Genomic DNA, 20,133 nt, shown 5'->3' with positions numbered 1-20,133 from the left:
ATCGGCGATGACTTGCTTGCCGCTGACCACGGCCCCCTTGAGGTGGGTGTCGCCGCCGGACTGGAGGGTGACGCTGTTGCCTGCCGTTATATGGGTGTTGTTGTAGCTGACGTCGTCGCTGTTGGCATGGCCTTTTCCTTGGCTGACGCTGGCGGTGATGCCGGTGTTCGCGCCAACGGATACGCCAATGCTGCCGCTGGAGTTGCTGTTGGTGCTGCGATCGCTGTGGCTGTCTTGCGAAGCCAGCAAGGTGATCTGGTTGTCGGCCATCAGGGTGGCATCCTTGCCTGCCGTGATGTCGCTGCCCTGGATAAGGATATTGCTGTCTTTACCAGCGCCAGTGGCGATGAGGTTGACGTTGCCGCCAGCCTGTACGCTACTGCCATGGCTGATCGTGCCGCTCTGATAGCTGTCGCTCTGGCTTTTGCTGGAGCCGACCGAGACGGAGATGGAGCCTGCTGCTGAGGGATTGCCTGAAGCCAGGGCACCGGCGGCGTCACCGATGTCCTTGCCTTGGTTGTAGGCGTTGAGCGCCGCTGCACCAGCGGCCAGAGCCTGCATGCGCGCATCGCTGGTCTTGCCTGCAGCCTCGGCCATGCTTTGTGCCGTCTGACCGGCACTGATGACGGCACTTCCAATGCTGACGCTCAGGCCGCTTTGCTTTAAGCGGGTGTGCGTTTCGCTCGTTTGCCGTTGCTCTGCTTCGGTGATGGCAATATCTTTGGCGACGATGTTGATGTCTGCCTTCGGAGCCATGACGTCACTGCCGACCTGGCGGTAGGATTCGCCGGCCACGATGTTCACATTGCCATTGATGCTGCCGACAGTGGAGCCTGCTGCGCTGGTGCCGGTGATGGCCTGGTCAGTGCTTTGCATGCGGCTGCCGATGGTCACGCCTATTCCGGCCCCACCTCCGAGGAGTCCGCTGCTGGTGCTCTTGCGAAGGTGCTGTTCGCTGGATGTTTCTTCGACCGCGACGATGTTGACATGGCGCCCGGCTTGCAGGGCTGTGCCGTTGTCCGAGACAACATTGCTGCCAGCCACGGTGATGTCCCGCCCTGCGCTGATGGCGATGGTGTCGCCGCCCAGGCCGCTGCCCTGCGCCTGGGTTTGATGCGCATTGTCCACCAGGGTTTTGGTGCTGGAGCCCAGCAGGCCCGACGATTTGGTGAAGTAGGCGTTGTCCAGCGATTGCGTCGCCTGACCAGCCGTGATGTTGACGTCCTTGCCTGCGCTCAGGCGAAGGTCCTGGGTGGTCTGTACCTGGGCTGCTCGGGCGTTGATATCGTTGCCGGCGCGGATGACCGTAGTGCCTTGGGTATTGATCTGGGTGCCTGCCTCCTGGCTACCGCCAAAGAACAGATGGTTTTTGGGGTCCCAGGTAATGCGGTTGTCTGTCGAGATATTGAGTGTCGAAAGATTGACATCGTTGCCAGCATTGATGCGCGTCACTCCATTTTCAACCGCATTCGTAATCTGAGCAGCTTGCAGATTGATGTCATTGCCGGCATTCAGCGCCATCACCCCACCTTGGCCGAGGTCTGCATCCAATGGGCCGGTGACAGCGAGGCCTGCGACCCGATCAATGACCGTATTGGAATACCCGTTCTGCGCTGTTCCTCCGCTGGTGGTGCGCGTGGTCGTGACGACGTTGATGTCGTTGCCGGCCTGGGCCAGCAGTTGCAGCGCCGCAGAGACGGTTCCCCCCACCACATTGATGTCACGCCCAGCACTCAGAGAGACAGAGTCGCTGACGATGTGTCCACCGATATTGTTGATATCGTTGGCGGCGATCAGCACAGCGCGGCGGCCGGCGATTGTGCCGCTGTTATTGACATCTCCATCGGTTTTGACGGATATCGTGTCGCCGCTGATCAGAGTGCCTGTGGCGCTGAGATCGCCGGGTCGGGCCACTACATAGACCTTGGGAACCAGCACGCTTTGCACGGAGCCATCCGCCATGGCGACGTTCTGGGAAACCAGCCAGACCAGATCGCTGGTCAGCTGCGCCACCTGCTCTGCGCTGAGTTCCACCCCCGGGCGCAGACCATGCGCCTTGGCGAAGGTGGTGCCGTTTTGCAGCAGTGCCTGATACTGAGCGTCGTTGCTGGTGTAGTCCCCCAGGAAGCGGCGCCCGGTCAACTGTGCAATCTGCTGTTGAACCAGCTGCTGCTCATAGAAGCCGTCGCCCAAACGCTTTTGCTGCAGGGCGGGGTCCAGGCTCAAGGCTTGCAGCATATAGTCCGAGGACAGCCAGTTCTGGCGATTGGTGAACGCAGGGTCGGTTTCCACCAGGGGATGGTTGCCGTTTTGTGCATTGACCACATACAAGCTGCTGCTGGGCAGCGTGGGCCCGGAAGACACAGTGCGCACCACAACCGCCTCACCATTGGCGCTGGTAATCGGTTGCTGCGATACCGTTGGCACGTTGCCCGTGACGCCCGCTCCAGCGCCAGACGAACCTGCAGCATTGATGCTCGCTCCTGCTAGGGCCGAAGCATTCACTGCGCCAGACTGCACGGCACCATCGGCGCCCGCAGCGTTGGCTCCAGCCAGGCTGCCAATACTGCCCGTGTTGGTGCCCAGGGCCACCTGCTGGCTTGCCTGCGTGGCAGCAATCGCTTCGCTTTCATTGGCCGCGCCGCCGGAAGCGGCAGCTGCACTTTGCAGACCAACCGCCTGCTGACCCGATGCACTGGGCCCTTGTGCACCAGGGCCTCCTTGCTGGGCTATGGAGCCAGCACTACCGTTAGCGGAACCCGCTCCGGTGGCCGTTGCACCATTACCCGAGGCATTGCTACCCGTGTTGTGGTTGGCGCCCACGCTGTCAACAGGGCCTGTGCCTGCCTGATTTTGCAGGAAAACGACGGTGGGCAGTTCAAACGTGGTGCTCTGGGAGCTGGCAAATGCCTGAGGAGCCGACGCACGTCGCTCCTGGGAGCTACTGAATCCACCGTGGTATTTCCAAGAGTAGAAGACCGCGGTGCCGTTCAACGCCTTGGTCTCGACGCCCTCCACCGTGGATTGGTTGTTCAACTGACCAACGTTGATACTTCCCCCGGCGATCACGGTGGAGTCGGAATTATTCAGTGCACCCGAGATATCGATATTTCCGCCAGCCGTGATCTGGCCAGGCTTGGAGGAAAGGACTCTGTCCCTGTAAACCGATTCGGTAACGCCGTCAATGATGGTGTAGTCCCGCGAGCTGGTCTCGATGCGGTTGTATTCCTGCATCTGGGCCAATATGGCGTCGTTCAGATTCTTGGCCGCAGCGATGGAGTCCACATACACGGCTTGAGCTGCTTCATAACCGCCCTGGTTTGAGCCGGGAGGCCAATAGACGGTTCCAGACTCACCGACATAAGCTCCATATGTCAAGGGTTGCGGGGGTATCGTGGAGTAGCCCACCGGCACGGCAATACCGTACTCTGCAAACCGCGTGGACCCCGCCGGTTCGTAGGTATACGTGTAAGTGCAAGGGCTTGTGTCATCGCCGCTGCCGCAGGACACCGTTTCCTTGTAGGCCACCGGAATGGTCGTCAGGAATTTATCCGGATGCACAGGCTTGAAAATCCGCCCATCGGAGCGGTTTCCAGGAATGCCATTGACCGTTGGTGAGAAAGGACTGTAGTCGTAGAAGGGAATGAAGGTGCCACTCCAGACTTCTCGATACAGGCTGGCGCTTTCCGGCTGCTGCCCAGGCAGTTGCACCAGACTCTCGCCAGCGTGAGTGCCCACAAACTCCTGCCTCGCAATCTCTATGCCTGCATTGGTGTTGTTCACCACTGCTGCAACCATGCTGAGACTGCCTGTCGCATCGATCCTGGAGCCGGTGTTGTTGATGACTTGTGCCTGACCCGTGGCAAAACGATTGGCGTCCAGCGCACCTCCGAAACGCATGTTTCCCAGGCTCAGCAAGGTAGCACCGCCCTGGTTGTTGACCGCCACAGCACCGATATCCAGGTCTTCGCGCGAGGCGATAGTGGCACTGGTGCCGTTCTCGGATCGGTTGCTGAGCGTGCCAGCGCTGATGGAGACGTGGTCCCCATAGATCCGGCCTGTGCCCACATTGTCCATGGCACCGGCGTTGACTCGGGTGTCGCTGCCGTCGATCAGCCCCCGGTTGGTCAAGGTTTGGCTGGCGTTGACGGTTGTAACGCCAGCCGAGCTGATTTCTGCACCACCTTGGTTATCGACGTTATTGCCGGAAACCGTAACGCTGCTACCGCCCTTGATGCTGCCCTGATTGGTGAAGTCGCCACCGCTTTCGACACTCAGGTCGCCGTTGACGCTTAACTCGCCTTGGTGGATGTAGTTACCAGCGAACGCCAATTGCATGCCGCCTTGCGCCTGCAAGCTTCCGGCCCCGGAGAGTCCCTGGTTCTTGATGCCGAAGTTATTGCCAGCAAACAGGGTTCCGCCTTGATTGCTCAAGGTCTGGGTAGCACTGTTCAATGCAGAGCCGCCCGCAACGCCTGCATCGACCACGGACAGATCATGCCCTGCCTTGATCACGCCCTGGTCGTTGTTGACCTTGCCGCTGCTTTGGATCAGCAAGTCGTTGTTGGCGATGATGGAGCCGCCTGTGTTGGCAATTTCTGCAGTGGAGGCATACAGCTTGATGTCTGCCGTGGACTGGATGGACCCTCCGCTGGTGTTGTCGATGGCAATGCCGTCGGCTGCCGTGCTGCTCACTTGCAAGCTGCTGTTGGAGGCGATGGCACCGCCTTGGTTGCTGACGCGACTGCCTGAGATGTGCGTATCGCCAGAGGCACCGATATAGCCACCCTGGCTGTTGTTGATGCGTCCTTCTTGGGCATCGATATTCAATGTGCCCGAAGACACGATGCCGCCAGCATTGCCAGACTGCTGGTTGGTGATATCGCCGCCATGACTGTCGATCGCAAGCGTGCTGATTGAGGCCGTGGTTTGTATGGCACCTGCCGTATTGTTCAGCGCAGCACTATCGAGTTGCAGGCGCTGATCGGCCAAGATGGCGCCCCCCTGGTTGGAGACAGCGCTCCAGGTACCGGCCCCATCCCGGCTCTGGATTTGCAGGGAGTCTGCTGTAATGCGTCCCTCATCATTGCGAATACCGTTGGAGGTAAGCGTGGCATTTTGCAAGGCAGCAATGCGACCACGCTGATTGTCCAGCCAACCACTTTGAAGGCTCAGGTCACCACTGCTCGCCAAAATCTGGCCATCGGTGTTGATCAGTTGCTGACCCTGCGTATTGAGGCTTAAACGACCAGCGCCAATTTGCCCTTGAGTATTGTCCAGGCTTTGGCTGGTGACGGATGCAGAGCCCTGCGCCGTGATGACCCCAGAGCGGTTGTCGAGGACACCCGTAGCGATGTTGACATCGCCCATGCTGGAGCCGATCACTGCTTGCCGGTCGTTGAGCAGGCTTGCACTCTTCAAATCCACACCGGCATTACCCACCAGCTTGCCAGCAGAGTTGGAGACCGCAGCCTGAGTCTGAACGGTCAGATGTCGCCCCGCTCCTACTTCTCCATTGCTGTTATCCAGCGCATTGGCGATGAGCCCCACGTCGGTGCTTGCCAGAAGATGGCCGCCTGCGTTGGTGATAGTGCCCGTGGATTGCACGCTCAGTGCTGCGGCAGCGGATGCCTCGCCTCCGGCCTGAATGGTGCCACTCGTGTTGTCCAGATCGCCGCTGTCGATGCGGGCATTGCCCAAGGCCAGCATGGTGCCGGTATTGGTCAGGGTCTGGCCATGGGTGTGGATCTGCAGGTCCTGCGCCGCCTGCATCCAGCCCTTGTCGCTGTGCAGCGCCCCGCTTTGAACGTCCAGATTGCCCGCAGAGGCAATGATCTTGCCGTCGTCGTTGTTCAGCGCTCCTTGCCGGGAGTCGATGGTAATGCTTTGCGCACCGATCTGGCCGGACTGGTTGCTCAGGGCTGTGCTGTTGAGTTGGAGGTCGTTGTTGGCCGCAATCGTGCCCTGATCATTGGTGAGCACTCCCGCCGACGTCACGTTCAGGCTTGAGCTGCCTGAGGACTGGCTGGTGCCGGCCTGAATGGTGCCGCCCGTGTTGTCCAGATTGCCGCTGTCGATGCGGGCGTTGCCCAAGGCCAGCATGGTGCCGGTATTGGTCAGGGTCTGACCATGGGTGTGGATCTGCAGATCCTTCGCAGCCTGCAGCCAGCCCTTGTCGCTGTGCAGCGCCCCGCTTTGAACGTCAAGATTGCCCGCAGAGGCAATGATCTTGCCGTCGTCGTTGTTCAGCGCTCCTTGCCGGGTGTCGATGGTAATGCTTTGCGCACCGATCTGGCCGGACTGGTTGCTCAGGGCTGTGCTGTTGAGTTGGAGGTCATTGTTGGCAGCAATCGTGCCTTGATCATTGGTCAGTGCACCTGCTGCGTTCAGCGTCAGATTGGAAGCACCCGTGGCAGCACTCTGGCTGGTCCCCGCCTGAATGGTGCCACCGGTGTTGTGCAGATCGCCACTGTTCACCGTGGCATTGCCCAAGGCCAGCATGGTGCCGGTATTGGTCAGGCTCTGACCATGGGTGTGGATCTGCAGATCCTTCGCCGCCTGCAACCAGCCCTTGTCGCTGTGCAGCGCCCCGCTTTGAACGTCCAGATTGCCCGCAGAGGCAATGATCTTGCCGTCGTCGTTGTTCAGCGCTCCTTGCCGGGAGTCGATGGTAATGCTTTGCGCACCGATCTGGCCGGACTGGTTGCTCAGGGCCGTGCTAGTCAGCTTGAGGTCATTGTTGGCGGAAATCGTGCCTTGACCATTGGTCAGTGCACCTGCTGCGTTCAGCGTCAGATTGGAAGCACCCGTGGCAGTACTCTGGCTGGTCCCCGCCTGAATGGTGCCACCGGTGTTGTGCAGATCGCCACTGTTCACCGTGGCATTGCCCAAGGCCAGCAAGGTGCCGGTATTGGTCAGTGCCTGACCATGGGTGTGGATCTGCAGGTCCTGCGCCGCCTGCATCCAGCCCTTGTCGCTGTGCAGCGCCCCGCTTTGCACGTCCAGATTGCCCGCAGAGGCAATGATCTTGCCGTCGTCGTTGTTCAGCGCTCCTTGCCGGGTGTCGATGGCAATGCTCTGCGCCCCGATCTGGCCGGACTGGTTGCTCAGGGCCGTGCTGGTCAGCTTGAGGTCATTGTTGGCGGCAATCGTGCCTTGATCATTGGTCAGTGCACCTGCTGCGTTCAGCGTCAGATTGGAAGTACCCGTGGCAGTACTCTGGCTGGTCCCCGCCTGAATGGTGCCACTCGTGTTGTCCAGATCGCCGCTGTCGACGCTGGCGTTGCCCAAGGCCAGCAGGGTTCCCGTGTTAGTCAGGGTCTGGCCGTGGGTGTTGATCTGCAGGTCCTGCGCCGCCTGCATCCAGCCCTTGTCGCTGTGCAGCGCCCCGCTTTGAACGTCCAGATTGCCCGCAGAGGCAATGACCTTGCCGTCGTCGTTGTTCAGCGCTCCTTGCCGGGTGTCAATGGCAATGCTTTGCGCACCGATCTGGCCGGACTGGTTGCTCAGGGCTGTGCTGTTGAGTTGGAGGTCGTTGTTGGCCGCAATCGTGCCCTGATCATTGGTAAGCACTCCCGCCGACGTCACGTTCAGGCTTGAGCTGCCTGAGGACTGGCTGGTCCCCGCCTGAATGGTGCCACTCGTGTTGTCCAGATTGCCGCTGTCGATGCGGGCGTTGCCCAAGGCCAGCATGGTGCCGGTATTGGTCAGGGTCTGGCCATGGGTGTGGATCTGCAGGTCCTGCGCCGCCTGCAGCCAGCCCTTGTCGCTGTGCAGCGCTCCGCTTTGAACGTCCAGATTGCCCGCAGAGGCAATGATCTTGCCGCTGTCGTTGTTCAGCGCTCCTTGCTGGGTGTCAATGGCAATGCTCTGCGCACCGATCTGGCCGGACTGGTTGCTCAAGGCCGAGCTGGTCAGCTTGAGGTCATTGTTGGCGGCAATCGTGCCTTGACCATTGGTCAGTGCACCTGCTGCGTTCAGCGTCAGATTGGAAGTACCCGTGGCAGCACTCTGGCTGGTCCCCGCCTGAATGGTGCCACCGGTGTTGTGCAGATCGCCACTGTTCACCGTGGCATTGGCCATGGCCAGCAAGGTGCCAGTGTTGGTCAGTGCCTGACCATGGGTGTGGATCTGCAGGTCCTGCGCCGCCTGCATCCAGCCCTTGTCGCTGTGCAGCGCTCCGCTTTGAACGTCCAGATTGCCCGCAGAGGCAATGATCTTGCCGTCGTCGTTGTTCAGCGCTCCTTGCTGGGTGTCAATGGCAATGCTCTGCGCACCGATCTGGCCGGACTGGTTGCTCAAGGCCGAGCTGGTCAGCTTGAGGTCATTGTTGGCGGCAATCGTGCCTTGACCATTGGTCAGTGCACCTGCTGCGTTCAGCGTCAGATTGGAAGTACCCGTGGCAGTACTCTGGCTGGTCCCCGCCTGAATGGTGCCACTCGTGTTGTCCAGATCGCCGCTGTCGACGCTGGCGTTGCCCAAGGCCAGCAGGGTTCCCGTGTTGGTCAGGGTCTGGCCGTGGGTGTTGATCTGCAGGTCCTGCGCCGCCTGCATCCAGCCCTTGTCGCTGTGCAGCGCCCCGCTTTGCACGTCAAGATTGCCCGCAGAGGCAATGATCTTGCCGTCGTCGTTGTTCAGCGCTCCTTGCCGGGTGTCGATGGCAATGCTCTGCGCCCCGATCTGGCCGGACTGGTTGCTCAGGGCTGTGCTGATCAGCTTGAGGTCATTGTTGGCGGCAAGCGTGCCTTGATCGTTTTGCAGAGCGCCGGTTTGAATCTTGATGGATGCCGTGCTGCTGATGGTGCCCGATGCGTTATCCAGACCTGCGCTTTGAATGGAGGCTGAGTCGCTGCTGAGGATCATGCCTTCGGCGCTGGTGAGCTGACCTTTGGCGTCAATGTTTAAAGGCCCTTGCGACTGGATCGTGCCTTTTCTGGCGTTGATGTCCGAGGCGCTTTGCAGGTCCAAAGCAGCGCCAGACTGAATCACACCTTGCTCACTTTGCAGGTCCACCACTTGAATCTGAGCGTTTTGCAGGCTGGTGATTTCACCACTTTGGTTGTTCGTCTGGCCTGCGGAGATACCGAGGTCGCCGTTGCTGATGATCTTGCCAGCCCCATTGGTCAGAGCGGCGCTGGCGGTAATGGACAACTGCCCTTGAGAGGACTGAGTGATGGACCCTTCGGTGTTGTCCAGGGTTTGAGTGACCAGGGTCGCATCTTTGCCTGCGCTGACTTGACCTCTCTGGGTTTGCAGATTCTGGGTCTGGAGGTTTAATTTTCCACCGCTGGCGATCACGCCAGATTGGTTTTCAATCTTTTGCGTGGATTGGATGTCTACGTTGCCATTGGCCTGAATCTTGCCCGCGTTATTGATCGAGTCACCGGACGTATGCACTTGCATATCACCCATGGTGGCCAGCGATCCTTTGCTGTTGTCGATGCTGGTCGCTTGTGCATTCAAGGCCGCGTTGGCGAACAGCGTTCCGCTGCGGTTGTCGATGTTTCCACCTGCTCGGAGTTTCAGGGAGCCATCAGACACATTCGTGGTGGAGCCGTCGCCTGCTTGCATACTGCCAGCCACGTTGCTGATGCTCTGGCTGCTGGCGATGTCCAGTTTTTTGAGGGCGGAGACGTTACCGGCGTCGTTGCTGAAGCTAGCGGCCTTGATTTGCGTGCTGCCGTTGCTGGCGATCAGGCCCTGATTGCTTTGCACTGCATCAGCAACCTGAATGCTCAGCTGGCCTGAGCCGTTTTGAGAGATCTCACCTCGGCTGTTTTCCAGTGATTGCGCCTGTATGCGCACCTGGGCGTCAGCTGCTGTGGATACCGTGCCGATCTGGCCTTTGAGATTGCTCAGCGCCCCAGATGTATCCAGAGAAACGCTGCCCGTATTGCTCACGATGCGGCCACTGTCATTGCCTACGCTTTGAGCCTGGACCGTCAGGTCTTTGCCTGCGGTCAGCGTCCCCGCAGTGTTGACAACCCCATCTTTGGCATTGATGGTGAGCGATTGGGCGCTACCAATCGTGCCGCTGGAGTTATCCAGATCCTGAGCATCAAGCTTCAGATCAGTCTGTACATAGAACGAGCCTGACCGGTTTTGCAAGGCAGTTTGGGAACCGGAGAAGTTTTGAACGACCAGACTCCCCTGGCTATTGTCCAGACTTCCCTCGCTGTGAAGTTGCCGAGCGTTGACGCTGCCACTATTGGTCAAGGACTGAGAAGTCGAGACATCAGTCGCACCATTGGCAACGATCTTGCCTGTGTTGGTGAGGCTCTGCACCACGTTGATATTGCCAGTGGCAAGCACCACAGGGGCCACTGGCGATGTCTGGACAGCGCTGCCGTCCTGACCAGAGGTGGGGGGAGCTGTCGTGCTGGCACCATCTGAGCCCGCCCCACCCGAATCAGTGCCTGTACCGCCACCTGCGCCTGTGCCATTGGTCGTTGCAGAAGGCGCTCCCAGCACAGCCTTGGAGCCACTGTTGCTCAATGACGCAGTTTGAATGCGCAAGTCTTGAGAGCCGGTTTGCGCTATGGAGCCTGCATTGTTCAGATCCAGGGCAGTGACGTCCAGCCGCTGTGTCGTAAGGTTGCCCGTGCTTTGGTTGGTGAGCTGCCCTGCCTGGATTGTCAGTTGCTGGCCCGCCTGAATGGCTCCTGAGTTGCTCAGCCCAGAGCCACCGTCATTGATGGTGATATCACGCTGACTGCTCAAAGTTCCGCTGTTGTCGATACCTTTGCTCGATACATTCAGATTGGCATCGACATGGTTGCTGGCGATCACACCAGAATTGCTCAACTGTCCATCGGCACTCAGGGTCAGACCACCTGTTGTCGCTGATAAAGTGCCCGCATTTCTGACACCCAGGCCGGACTCGGTACCCACAATGAAAATCCTGCCCGCGTACATACCGCCCAGTTGGGCGACATCCAGTGCGAACCCGGGCTTCACAGACTCTGCACCAACTGGGCTGGGGTTGCTTTGCTGGACGCTGCCGTCTGTGGTGATCTGGTTGACGCCTGTGACAACCTTCAACTCCTGGGCCCACACACCCGCATTGAGCGAGATGGCCCGGGCCAGGATATTGGCGTAATCTGCCTTGGTGGCATCCATGCCGCTGCCTTGCAGGCTGATCTGGCCGCCTTGAACATTGAAGCCGTCCAGACTGCCATTGGCTCCATACAGAGGGCGACCCGTGGTGAGCGTCACTCCAGCGGCATTGATGAAGGACAGGCCATCGACCACCAGACCCGAAGGATTGGCAATGATGACGTCGGCCCGCTGGCCTGCGACCTCCAGCGGCCCCATCAGGCGAGACTGAGCGGCGGAATTGACTTCATTGACGATAACCCGGGCGCTGCCGTTGGCCAGCCATGGATTGCCTTGCACCCAGCCACCAATCTGGGTTTGTACATTGGTGCGGCTGTTGTTGAGGATGGCTCCCTTTTGTCCGATGTCGAACTGCTGGTAGGTGTTGCGGCTGACGCCACCTGCAGAAGGGGTCTGGATATTGACCGTGGGGGTGCCGTTGGCTGATTCCAGAACCGTGGGGCGCTGTCGATTGGGGGCCGAGGGGTCGGCAATGATCTGCGCAAAACCGGCAGGAGCCCCCAGAGCCAAGGCCAGCATGCCTGCTGTCTTGGCTGCAGCAGAGAACGGGAAAGCGCTCAGGAAGGACTTGGCAGTGCGCAAACTGCCCGCCGACAAGGCACCAGCATCAGAAGCGCCTGTCTGTGTGCTGCCATTGCCGGCCTTGCCTTCGCTGGAAGCTGTTTCCTGCACCACCATCCGGATGCCACGGGCTTTGTTGAAGATAACGCGGTGAAGATTCTTGTTCATGACGACGCCTCAGAAGCTGTAGGCCAGGCTCAATGCCAGATTGGTGTGGGAGGTTCGGAAGTGCTCCGGCTTTTTGACAGGCGTGGCCACAAAGACTTCATAGGAGAGGTTGCGCCAGGCGCCACGCAGTCCAATGGCAGCGCCGGTCAAGGACTGCCCCACCAGGTATTGGGCGGAAGGTCCGCTCACATGGCCGGTATCCAGCCCCACAAAGGCCTCTGCATTGCCTGCAACGCCCAGACTCAAGGGCGCGCTGAGTTCGTTGCGCCAGTACCAGCCTCGTTCGGCCAGCAAGGTGCTTTCGCCGTCGAAGCCCCGCACGGTATAACGGCCTCCAATGCCAAGGCGATCCTGCGGGGTCAGTGGTGTCTTGTTCCACTGGCCATGCCAGTTGCTGGTGAATCTGAGTTTGGTGCCACCCAGCTCGAAGGGCTTGGTCAATGCCAGATCGGCGATATAGAGCTTCATGCGCGAAGTGCCTTCACCAAAGGGCTCCTCTGGCGCATGCAAGGCAGCAAAAGCACCCGTGCCTCGCTTGTAGGCCAGATTGGCATCCAGGATGGCATTGCCTAGATAGCTGCGCTGGTTCAGGCTCAGTTCAAAGCCCGAGGTACGCCGACGCTGGACATCGATCTCCACATCGTCGATGTAGTTGTTGGAAGTCCGCTGGAAGGCCTTGATGCCGGCCGTGGTCTTGGAAGAGGCATTGCGGAATACCACCCGGCTGAGCTTGAGATCCAGATTGCTGGATTCGCCGCTGTAGGTGTAGTTTTGATAAGCACCCGCAACGCCCTGGTGGTATTGGTTATAGGAACCCGACAGGGCCAGCAACCAATACCCGAAAGGCAGGGAATACTGTGCGGCCCGGGTTTCGGTGCCACGGCTGCCGCCATTGCCAACGCCTCCGCCGAAGCTGAAGTACATCAGGTCATTCAGGCCCAGCGGGTTGTCCCAGGATACCGTTCCTGTACCTTGTAATTTTCCCGTTGATTTGGTGCCACCATTATCCATGGCGACGTTCGAGCGCAAGGGGCTGATATTCTTATAAGTAATCATCAGATCACTTTGACCAGGCTCCGCCTCGGGGCCTTCAGCGGGAGTGATCTGAATATCGGCATCTGCCGTTGGTACTCGCTTGAGATTCTCCAGACCTTGCTCTATATCACGAAGCTGCAGTAACTCTCCGGGTTTGGAAGGCAAAGCGGCGAACAGCGATGTGCTTGCCGTGCTCTCTTGGGTAAATCGAATGGCTCTGAGAACGCCGGGAATGAAAGCGACGTTCAACACACCGTCTTTGAGGTTTTGAGGGACCACCATCACTCTGGAGGTCACGTAGCCATGCTCCAGCACTGCTTGCTGCATTCTCGCCAGGATGACCTCGACCCCCTTGGCCCCTACGCAGGGCCGGGTGCTCAGATCAATGCCTGCCGCAGCCCCGAGCCAAGGCAATGCATCAAGCTTGGGCCCTGTCAATTCAAGCGCATGCAGCGCGAAGCAAGGCATTTCGCCATCTGGCATCGCGAGCGTTTCGGGTTTCACTTGTGGCTGCAAAGTGTTCGCATTCGGAGTCATGCGTTCGCGCAGCTCACGTTCGCGCTCTTGCTGCCGCTGTAGCTGCTGTTGCTCAATGGCGGCGCTGCCGGAAAGCTGCGCAAAAGCGGGAGCAGCCAGGCCCACCAATGCCGCAAATAGAGGCATTAAATGAAGGCGGTGACTATATTTTTTCTCCCTCATCAAGGACTTTGGTATTTCTTGTGTCATTTTTTTCGCGTGAGTAGCATTCACGTTATGCCAGAGGACTATTACGCAAAACCTACATCGCGGAAATATCTCTTTATAAAAATTGACAAAGATGGAGTTTGATCGAATAGCCCCATCTAACCGAACAAGGCTCTGCCTCAATCACACCAAGAGACAAATGCAGGAAGAACATGACTTGACTAGTCTTGCCTCATTGCTAAATCTGGTCCTAGCCAGGCATTGATTAACGGCAACCCCAAAAATGGAAAATAAAATCAGAATTTTCCTATTGCTATTTTCGTTGTTTAATAAACAGATACTCAGCAAGCATTCGGCTTGCTGCATAAGCCATCCACATATGAGGCGAAGATTAGACGCGGAGCCATGCCAGTCATCTACCGCGTGAGAATGCGCGAGTAAGCAAAGAAAATGCCTTCGTCCGTCGCAATGCAGCGATTTCCGCCAGCAAGCGATGGAGCTCGAACAACGTACTGCCCAACTGCGCATGCAATCCAGTGAACGGGCCATGCCATTCCTCTGTCGCCAAATGGAAGATCTGCAAGTCCGGCGACACGTGCATGCCGAACGCGCCATACAAGAATCACAGCAGTTGATTCTTCAGCTGAAAGCAGAACTGGCAAGCGCGAAGCAACACAGCCAATATCTGGCAGAGGACCTTGCCGCTGCGAGGCAGAGTTGCACTATCTCAGTGATGCCAGCTACGGCCAGGCCACCACGGCAACCCGTAACCAGGCACTGCTGCAGGTCCAAAAAGTGCTTTATGCAGGCGGGCGACCTAACTCCAATCCCACGATTCGGGACTGTGTTCAACGCAACGCTGGAGAGTTCCTGCACCCGATGGCGGTCAGGAAGACCTCAAAGGCCTGCTGGATCTCCTGCTGACTTGCTCCTGCCTGGTCGTCTTCCCCATGGATTGCGTGGAGCATGATTCTGTTGCCAAGCTCAAACGACTGACTGAGTGGCTGCAGACCCCCTTCCTTCCATATCGCAGCGCCAGCCTCGCCTGCTATGCGGCTGCGATCAAGCGGGAATTTGTAGAACACAACAGCAAAGCTGTCTCCCATTTTCCCCTTTGCCAGCGCCATCGTTGAGCGGCAAGCGCAGCACAAGCAGTCCGGGTCTCCTAAGGGTGATGCACCAGGACCCTGTTTGCCCAACTCATCGGCACAGGGGCCGGATGCAGCCCGCAAAGCTTGAGGTGTCCTTGTGCTTCACGCTGGGTACCCGCAAGCCTGGTCATTCGAGAAATGAGAAGCAACATCATTAATCGCAAGGAGTGAGCGGATGTTTCTGGGCAAGTCTTGAACCCCAGGAAATGAGCGCTCGGCGTGCAAGCTGCCCGAGAAAGCCGCCCGAGGCCTAGTACTGCCCAAGCAACTGAAATATTTTCGCGTTCGGTGCATCCAAACATCGGTCTCGCGGGTAGTAGCTATAGCAACACAAGCAATGTGCTGCCTCAGTGAACCTTTCCAACCGATCTAATTGGAGAATCTCAATGTCGACCACTCGCTTCGCATACCGCCTCACCGCTATTGCTGCCATTGCCTCCACCGCAGCCCTGCTCGCTGCCTGCGGCTCGATGCAGTCTCCGGCCGGTACCTTCTCCCAGGCTTCGCTGCCGGCGTCTATCCAGGTTCCATCCGGTCACAAGGTCGCTTGGGAAACGGTAGGCAGTGGCGACATCACTTACGAATGCAGGGACAAGGCCAACGCACCAGGTCAAACCGAATGGGTCTTTGTCGGCCCCGATGCGGTGCTGAAAGACCGCTCCGGCAAAACTGTGGGCCGCTACTATGGCCCTCCCGCCACCTGGGAAGCCAACGACGGCTCCAAGCTCACCGCCACGCAGCTAGCCGTCGCGCCATCTGGTGCCGGCAACCTGCCATACCAGTTGGTGAAGGCCAATCCAGCCATGGGTAACGGAGCGCTGGTAGACGTTAGCTACATCCAGCGCGTCGCACTCCAAGGGGGCACTGCTCCTGCCGACAAGCCTTGCACCACCGCCACAAAGGGGCAAAAGACCATGGTCAAGTACCAGGCCGACTACATCTTCTGGAAACCCACGATGTAAGGCTTTGCAGCGGCATGACTAGAATGCGTGAAGGGACTATCTCTATTTCCTTCCAAGCTTTTATTTGTGCCGCCTGCTGCCGCCCTCCAAGACGACGCTTTCGACCACGCCGCTGCGCTGCAGGCCTGCGCGCAAGGTGATCGCGAAGCCTTGCGCCGCATCTATGTGCATGAAGCACGCTACCTGCTGGGTGTGGCTCTCAGAATAGTTCGTGACCGCGCTGCGGCAGAGGATGTGCTTCACGACGCTTTTGTGTCCATCTGGGAGCGGGCATCGAGTTTTGACGCCAGCCGTGGCTCTGCCCGTGGATGGATCTACAGCATCGTCAGGCATGCGGCCCTGAATCGCGTACGCGATGGCGCGCGCGAAACCGTGCTTGACGAACCGGCTACAGCGCACCTGGATGCACAGGCAGCCTTTGCAGCCTGGCAGGATGGTGGCGATGAGCTTGCACGGCAGGCGTCGCTCGGCCGTCTTGGGCATTGCCTTGACGGCTTGGAGCCAGCGCGCCGTGCCTGTTTGTTGCACGCCTATGTGGACGGCTGCAGCCACAGCGAGATTGCCGAGCGGTTGCAAGCACCCCTGGGCACCGTCAAGGCCTGGATTCAGCGCGGACTGCGCGCACTGCGGGAATGCATGCAATGAGCAGCGAAACCCAACCACAAACGCCTCCAGACGACCTGCATACACAGGCCGGAGAGTATGTACTGGGCACACTCGGTGCTGGTCAGCGTCGCACCATTGAGGCGCGCCTGCCGCACGAGCCCGCCCTTCGGGCAGCGGTGGACGAATGGGAGCAGCGTCTGTTGCCACTGACCTCGCTCGCCGAGCCAGTCGATCCTGGGGCCAGCCTATGGCAACGCATCGCCGCAAGTATTGCGCCAGCAAAGCGCACTCAAGCTGCATCGACCAAAATACGCTGGTGGCAATGGGAGAGCCTCGCTCTATGGCGCGGACTGACGGGTACTGGCTTTGCCGCTGCCGCAGTACTGGCGGCTATTCTTGTACTGCGCGAGGCTTCGCCCCCTGCTGCGCCACGCTACTTTGTGGTGCTTGCGGCGCCTCAGAGCCAGTCTCCTGGCTGGTTGGTACAGGCCCAGGTCGAGGGCAGACTCCGTCTGGTGCCACTAGGTATCGACAATGTTCCTGCCGAGAAATCCTTGCAATTCTGGACCAAGGCCGATGGCTGGAGCGCGCCGGTATCGCTTGGTCTGGTAAAGCCAGGCGAGGCCATAGAGGTTCCGGTTGACAAGCTCCCTCCGCTACAGCCCAACCAGTTGTTCGAGCTGACCCTGGAACCCTATGGAGGCTCACCGATTGGGCGCCCCACAGGCCCTATCCAGTTCATCGGTCGAGCCGTCCAGATCTAAGATTTCGTTGGAGGGGAGCTTGAGGCGTTCCACCGCCCTGAGCTTTGCCAGGAGCAGGCACCGCCGCTAAGGAATTGAGACGAGGCGCGAAGCCGAACGAAGTATGAAAGGCTTCGCGCCAACGTATCGGCGGTATTACCGCTTGGCGAGCCTGGTGCCCAGTACATCCGAATCATGTACGACCGAAAGGCAGTTGGCGGCCCGGGAGTGACAATCTGCAGGGAGCGCCTTGCCACTCCCCGGCTGATTATTTGCTCATGCCGTCCTTGGACATTGAGTCTTTCGACATCGAATCCTTAGACATCTTGTCCTTGCCCATGTGATCCTTGGCAGATTTGTCTCCCTTGGTCATTGCGCCCTTGCCCATTTCTTTGTCCATGCTCATGGCGTCTTTGTGCTTGGAGTCCTTTCCCATGGCAGGCTTTTCCATTGCCATGTGATCCTTGCCCATGGAATCCTTGGTCATCGCATCGGCTGCAAATGCCGAGGCGGCGCTCAGTGCCAGACACACGGAGAGCGCGGTGGTAGTGAATGCGTGTTTCATGATGGTACTTTCTTGGCTCAGGTGGAAAACGCGGCGTGAGCCGCAGGGGGAACGGGGGAAATAGGAAACAGGTGTGGCGTCAGCTGCCGCCGAACCAGTTGTAGCCCTGGTCTTCCCAGTAGCCTCGGTTGAAGGTGTTGCTCACGAAGATGGCCTTTATGTGCTTCGGATTCTTGTAGCCAAGCTTGGTAGGCATGCGCAACTTCATGGGGAAGCCGTACTTGGGCGGCAGTGGTTGGCCATCCCAGTCGAGTGCCAGCAGCGTCTGAGGATGCAGCGCCGTCGCCATGTCGATACTGGTGTAGTAGTCGTCGGCGCATTGGAAGCCCACATAGCGAGCTCCGAGGTCTGCACCGACGGCACGTAAAAAGTCACCAAAGCGTGGACCACCCCATTTGCCGATGGCGCTCCAGCCTTCCACACAGATGTGGCGCGTAACCTGCGTGTACTGCGGCAGTGCACGCAGTTCATGGAGCGTCCAGCGATGCTTGTCGGCGACAAGCCCTGTCACCTCCAAAAGAAACCTCGCTTCGTCCACTTCTGGCACCTTGCTTTCGTCGTAGAAAGCGTTGAATGGAAATGGCCGGGTGATCATCGACTCCGGGTAAGTGGGGGCGAGGCGTGAAGAGTCAAAAAGCCAGCCCTGCACCCGATCATTGAACTGCGAGATCCGCGTCAGCGCGGCTTCGGCAGTAGCGTTGTCCTCAATGCTGCATCCTGCAAGCAGCCCCAGGCCTCCCAGTGTGAGCCCGCGCGCAAGAAACTTCCGGCGCGATGCCTGTGGCAACTGTCTGTTTAGCAAGTTCCGGGCCTCGGCGACCACGGCTTCAGCGTTGTCCCGATGCCAGATGGAAGTGTTCATGATGTGGATTCCTTGTTGACCGAGCGCAAGGTGGAGCGACCGAGCAGCATGACAAGCAGCGACCGCGGAACCAGCACGACCATAAGAAGGTGAACGGCGACAAAGCAGACAATGGCTGTCATGCAATAGAAATGAATGCGGCGGGCCATGTCGTATCCGCCCAAAAGCTCACGCAGTAGCGGAAACTGCACCGATTTCCAGATCACGAGACCACTGAGCACCAGCAATATCAAATCCACCACAGCAAAGAGATAGGCTGCACGCTGCACCTGGTTGTAATGGCTCATGTCTGCATGCGACAAGCGAGCCGTCAGCGCAAGCCAGGCGTCACGCACTATGCCGCGCGCTGAAACGGGGAACATTCGCTGCCCAAACCTTCCAGTGATCAGATTCAGCAGCAGATAAGCAAACCCGTTCAGCGCAAACAGCCACATACCGGCGAAATGCCATTGCAGCGCGCCGCCTAACCAGCCACCCAGCGTGATGTTGTCTGGAAAGGCAAAGTCAAAAATAGGTGATGCGTTATAGATACGCCAGCCGCTCATCACCATGATCAGCACGGCTAAAGCATTCAGCCAGTGGGTGATGCGCAGCCACAGGGGCTGCACGGAGACACTGCGTTTCGGCGGTTGACGTGTGAGGGAGGACATGGGTGCATTGTTCGGCGCACCTGGTCTTGAAGTCCTCACCGAGAGTTCAATAAATCGTGATATTTGGGCTGCAGATATCGGAGGTCCGATCAATCAACCATTCAGGCAGCTGCTTGAAAGCGGACTGCCCGACTCCAGTAGACACTTCCCAGCCTCAAGCCCAGGCGTGATCAAACTCCTCTGGGTTGATGCCACCCAGATGGTCATCCGCCGGTCAGAACCAGTCCTCCCCTTGCGCCTTAAAGGGACAGCAACTGATGACATCAAGTTGCCAACCCCGAACTGCACCATGGCTTGTCGACAGGCGGCGCCTGCAGTCAGACCGGACCAAGACCCTTGTGACTCGGCGCATGCTGAAGGGCAGTGACTGTGCCGAGTCCAGGTTCCAATCCGGTCAGGAATCCATCGTTGCCGACAGCGCAAACGTGCGTGGAGCCCCCAGTGCCAGGCTGGAAAGCAGAGGCATCCCTTACTAGGCCTTGTTGGATGCGTTCAGCACCGCCGCTCGAAAAGTGACAGGCTTGCTGTCGATCTTCGTCGCAACGCGCGCACCGAGGTCGTAGGTCACACGACCTGCCCCCACAGGCTATTGTCCGCATCCCCGGCGAGTCAGTTTTGAATGGAAATCAACAGCCTACTCGCTTGTAGGCACGAAAAACAGGTACTCACCTGGCCCCATCTGCGGGGTGATCACATAGCCCTCGCACTGCCTGTCCCTGCATTTCACAGGGATGGCGCGGGGCCAGATGGTTGCGGCAGTCGGGTAACCGGGCAGGTACTGGGGCACATGCCAGACGCCATAGTCACCCACTGGCTCGGCTTGCTGCGCTCCCGTCGCGCCTTGCTCGCCACTTCCGAAGATCTGGCGCTGAATGCTCAACGGTTCATTGACCGCCCTGGAGTCGGGTGCAGCCAGAGACGAAGCGCCACATAGTGCCATCGCTAAAAGAGCTAGAGTCTTTCCCATAGCGGCCTCCTGGATTAGGAATCACGCCTACTAATTGTCATACAGCTGCGCTGTACGTGGATCA

10 protein-coding genes are annotated in these 20,133 nt (G+C 58.8%); 3 read left to right on the top strand and 7 right to left on the bottom strand.

Features of this window, described 5'->3' with window-relative positions:
* From FSY59_RS27145 to FSY59_RS27135, 3 genes are all read right to left on the bottom strand, one after another.
* A partial coding sequence (locus FSY59_RS27145; protein ID WP_148730033.1) for a hemagglutinin repeat-containing protein occupies positions 1-11,844 on the bottom strand: 11,844 nt, incomplete at its 3' end.
* 9 nt (positions 11,845-11,853) lie between these two features.
* Positions 11,854-13,542 carry a ShlB/FhaC/HecB family hemolysin secretion/activation protein gene (locus tag FSY59_RS27140; RefSeq protein ID WP_148730034.1) on the bottom strand — a complete coding sequence of 563 codons (1,689 nt, stop codon included), beginning with the start codon at positions 13,540-13,542 and terminating at the stop codon, positions 11,854-11,856.
* An 869-nt stretch (positions 13,543-14,411) separates the two neighbouring features.
* Positions 14,412-14,690 (bottom strand): hypothetical protein, encoded by a 279-nt coding sequence (locus tag FSY59_RS27135; protein WP_148730032.1) that lies wholly within the window; start codon positions 14,688-14,690, stop codon positions 14,412-14,414.
* A gap of 410 nt (positions 14,691-15,100) precedes the next feature.
* Here FSY59_RS27135 and FSY59_RS27130 point away from each other — a divergent pair, with 410 nt between their 5' ends.
* The 3 genes from FSY59_RS27130 (at position 15,101) to FSY59_RS27120 (ending at position 17,046) form a co-directional block, all read left to right on the top strand.
* Entirely contained in the window at positions 15,101-15,676 is a 576-nt protein-coding gene (locus FSY59_RS27130; RefSeq protein ID WP_043372402.1) for a DUF3455 domain-containing protein, read from the top strand.
* A gap of 66 nt (positions 15,677-15,742) precedes the next feature.
* Entirely contained in the window at positions 15,743-16,321 is a 579-nt protein-coding gene (locus FSY59_RS27125; RefSeq protein ID WP_003055687.1) for a sigma-70 family RNA polymerase sigma factor, read from the top strand.
* Positions 16,318-17,046 carry an anti-sigma factor domain-containing protein gene (locus FSY59_RS27120; protein ID WP_148730031.1) on the top strand — a complete coding sequence of 243 codons (729 nt, stop codon included), beginning with the start codon at positions 16,318-16,320 and terminating at the stop codon, positions 17,044-17,046. Before FSY59_RS27125 ends, FSY59_RS27120 begins: the two co-directional genes overlap by 4 nt.
* Before the next feature lie 247 nt (positions 17,047-17,293).
* Here FSY59_RS27120 and FSY59_RS27115 read toward each other — a convergent pair whose 3' ends face one another.
* The 4 genes from FSY59_RS27115 to FSY59_RS27095 form a co-directional block, all read right to left on the bottom strand.
* Positions 17,294-17,590, bottom strand: coding sequence for a hypothetical protein (locus tag FSY59_RS27115; RefSeq protein ID WP_003055689.1), 297 nt, complete (start codon positions 17,588-17,590; stop codon positions 17,294-17,296).
* A 79-nt stretch (positions 17,591-17,669) separates the two neighbouring features.
* Positions 17,670-18,452, bottom strand: coding sequence for a molybdopterin-dependent oxidoreductase (locus tag FSY59_RS27110; protein WP_148730030.1), 783 nt, complete (start codon positions 18,450-18,452; stop codon positions 17,670-17,672).
* Positions 18,449-19,102, bottom strand: a complete 654-nt coding sequence (locus FSY59_RS27105) for a cytochrome b/b6 domain-containing protein (RefSeq protein ID WP_003055692.1) — start codon at positions 19,100-19,102, stop codon at positions 18,449-18,451. The genes FSY59_RS27110 and FSY59_RS27105 overlap by 4 nt, the downstream gene beginning before the upstream one ends.
* 634 nt (positions 19,103-19,736) lie before the next feature.
* Positions 19,737-20,069 (bottom strand): hypothetical protein, encoded by a 333-nt coding sequence (locus FSY59_RS27095; protein ID WP_003052711.1) that lies wholly within the window; start codon positions 20,067-20,069, stop codon positions 19,737-19,739.
* Between the last annotated feature and the right edge of the window lie 64 nt (positions 20,070-20,133).

Source organism: Comamonas sp. Z3 (genome assembly GCF_008121565.1).
Classification (GTDB): domain Bacteria; phylum Pseudomonadota; class Gammaproteobacteria; order Burkholderiales; family Burkholderiaceae_C; genus Comamonas; species Comamonas brasiliensis.
This window is presented reverse-complemented; position numbering and strand designations above follow the sequence as displayed.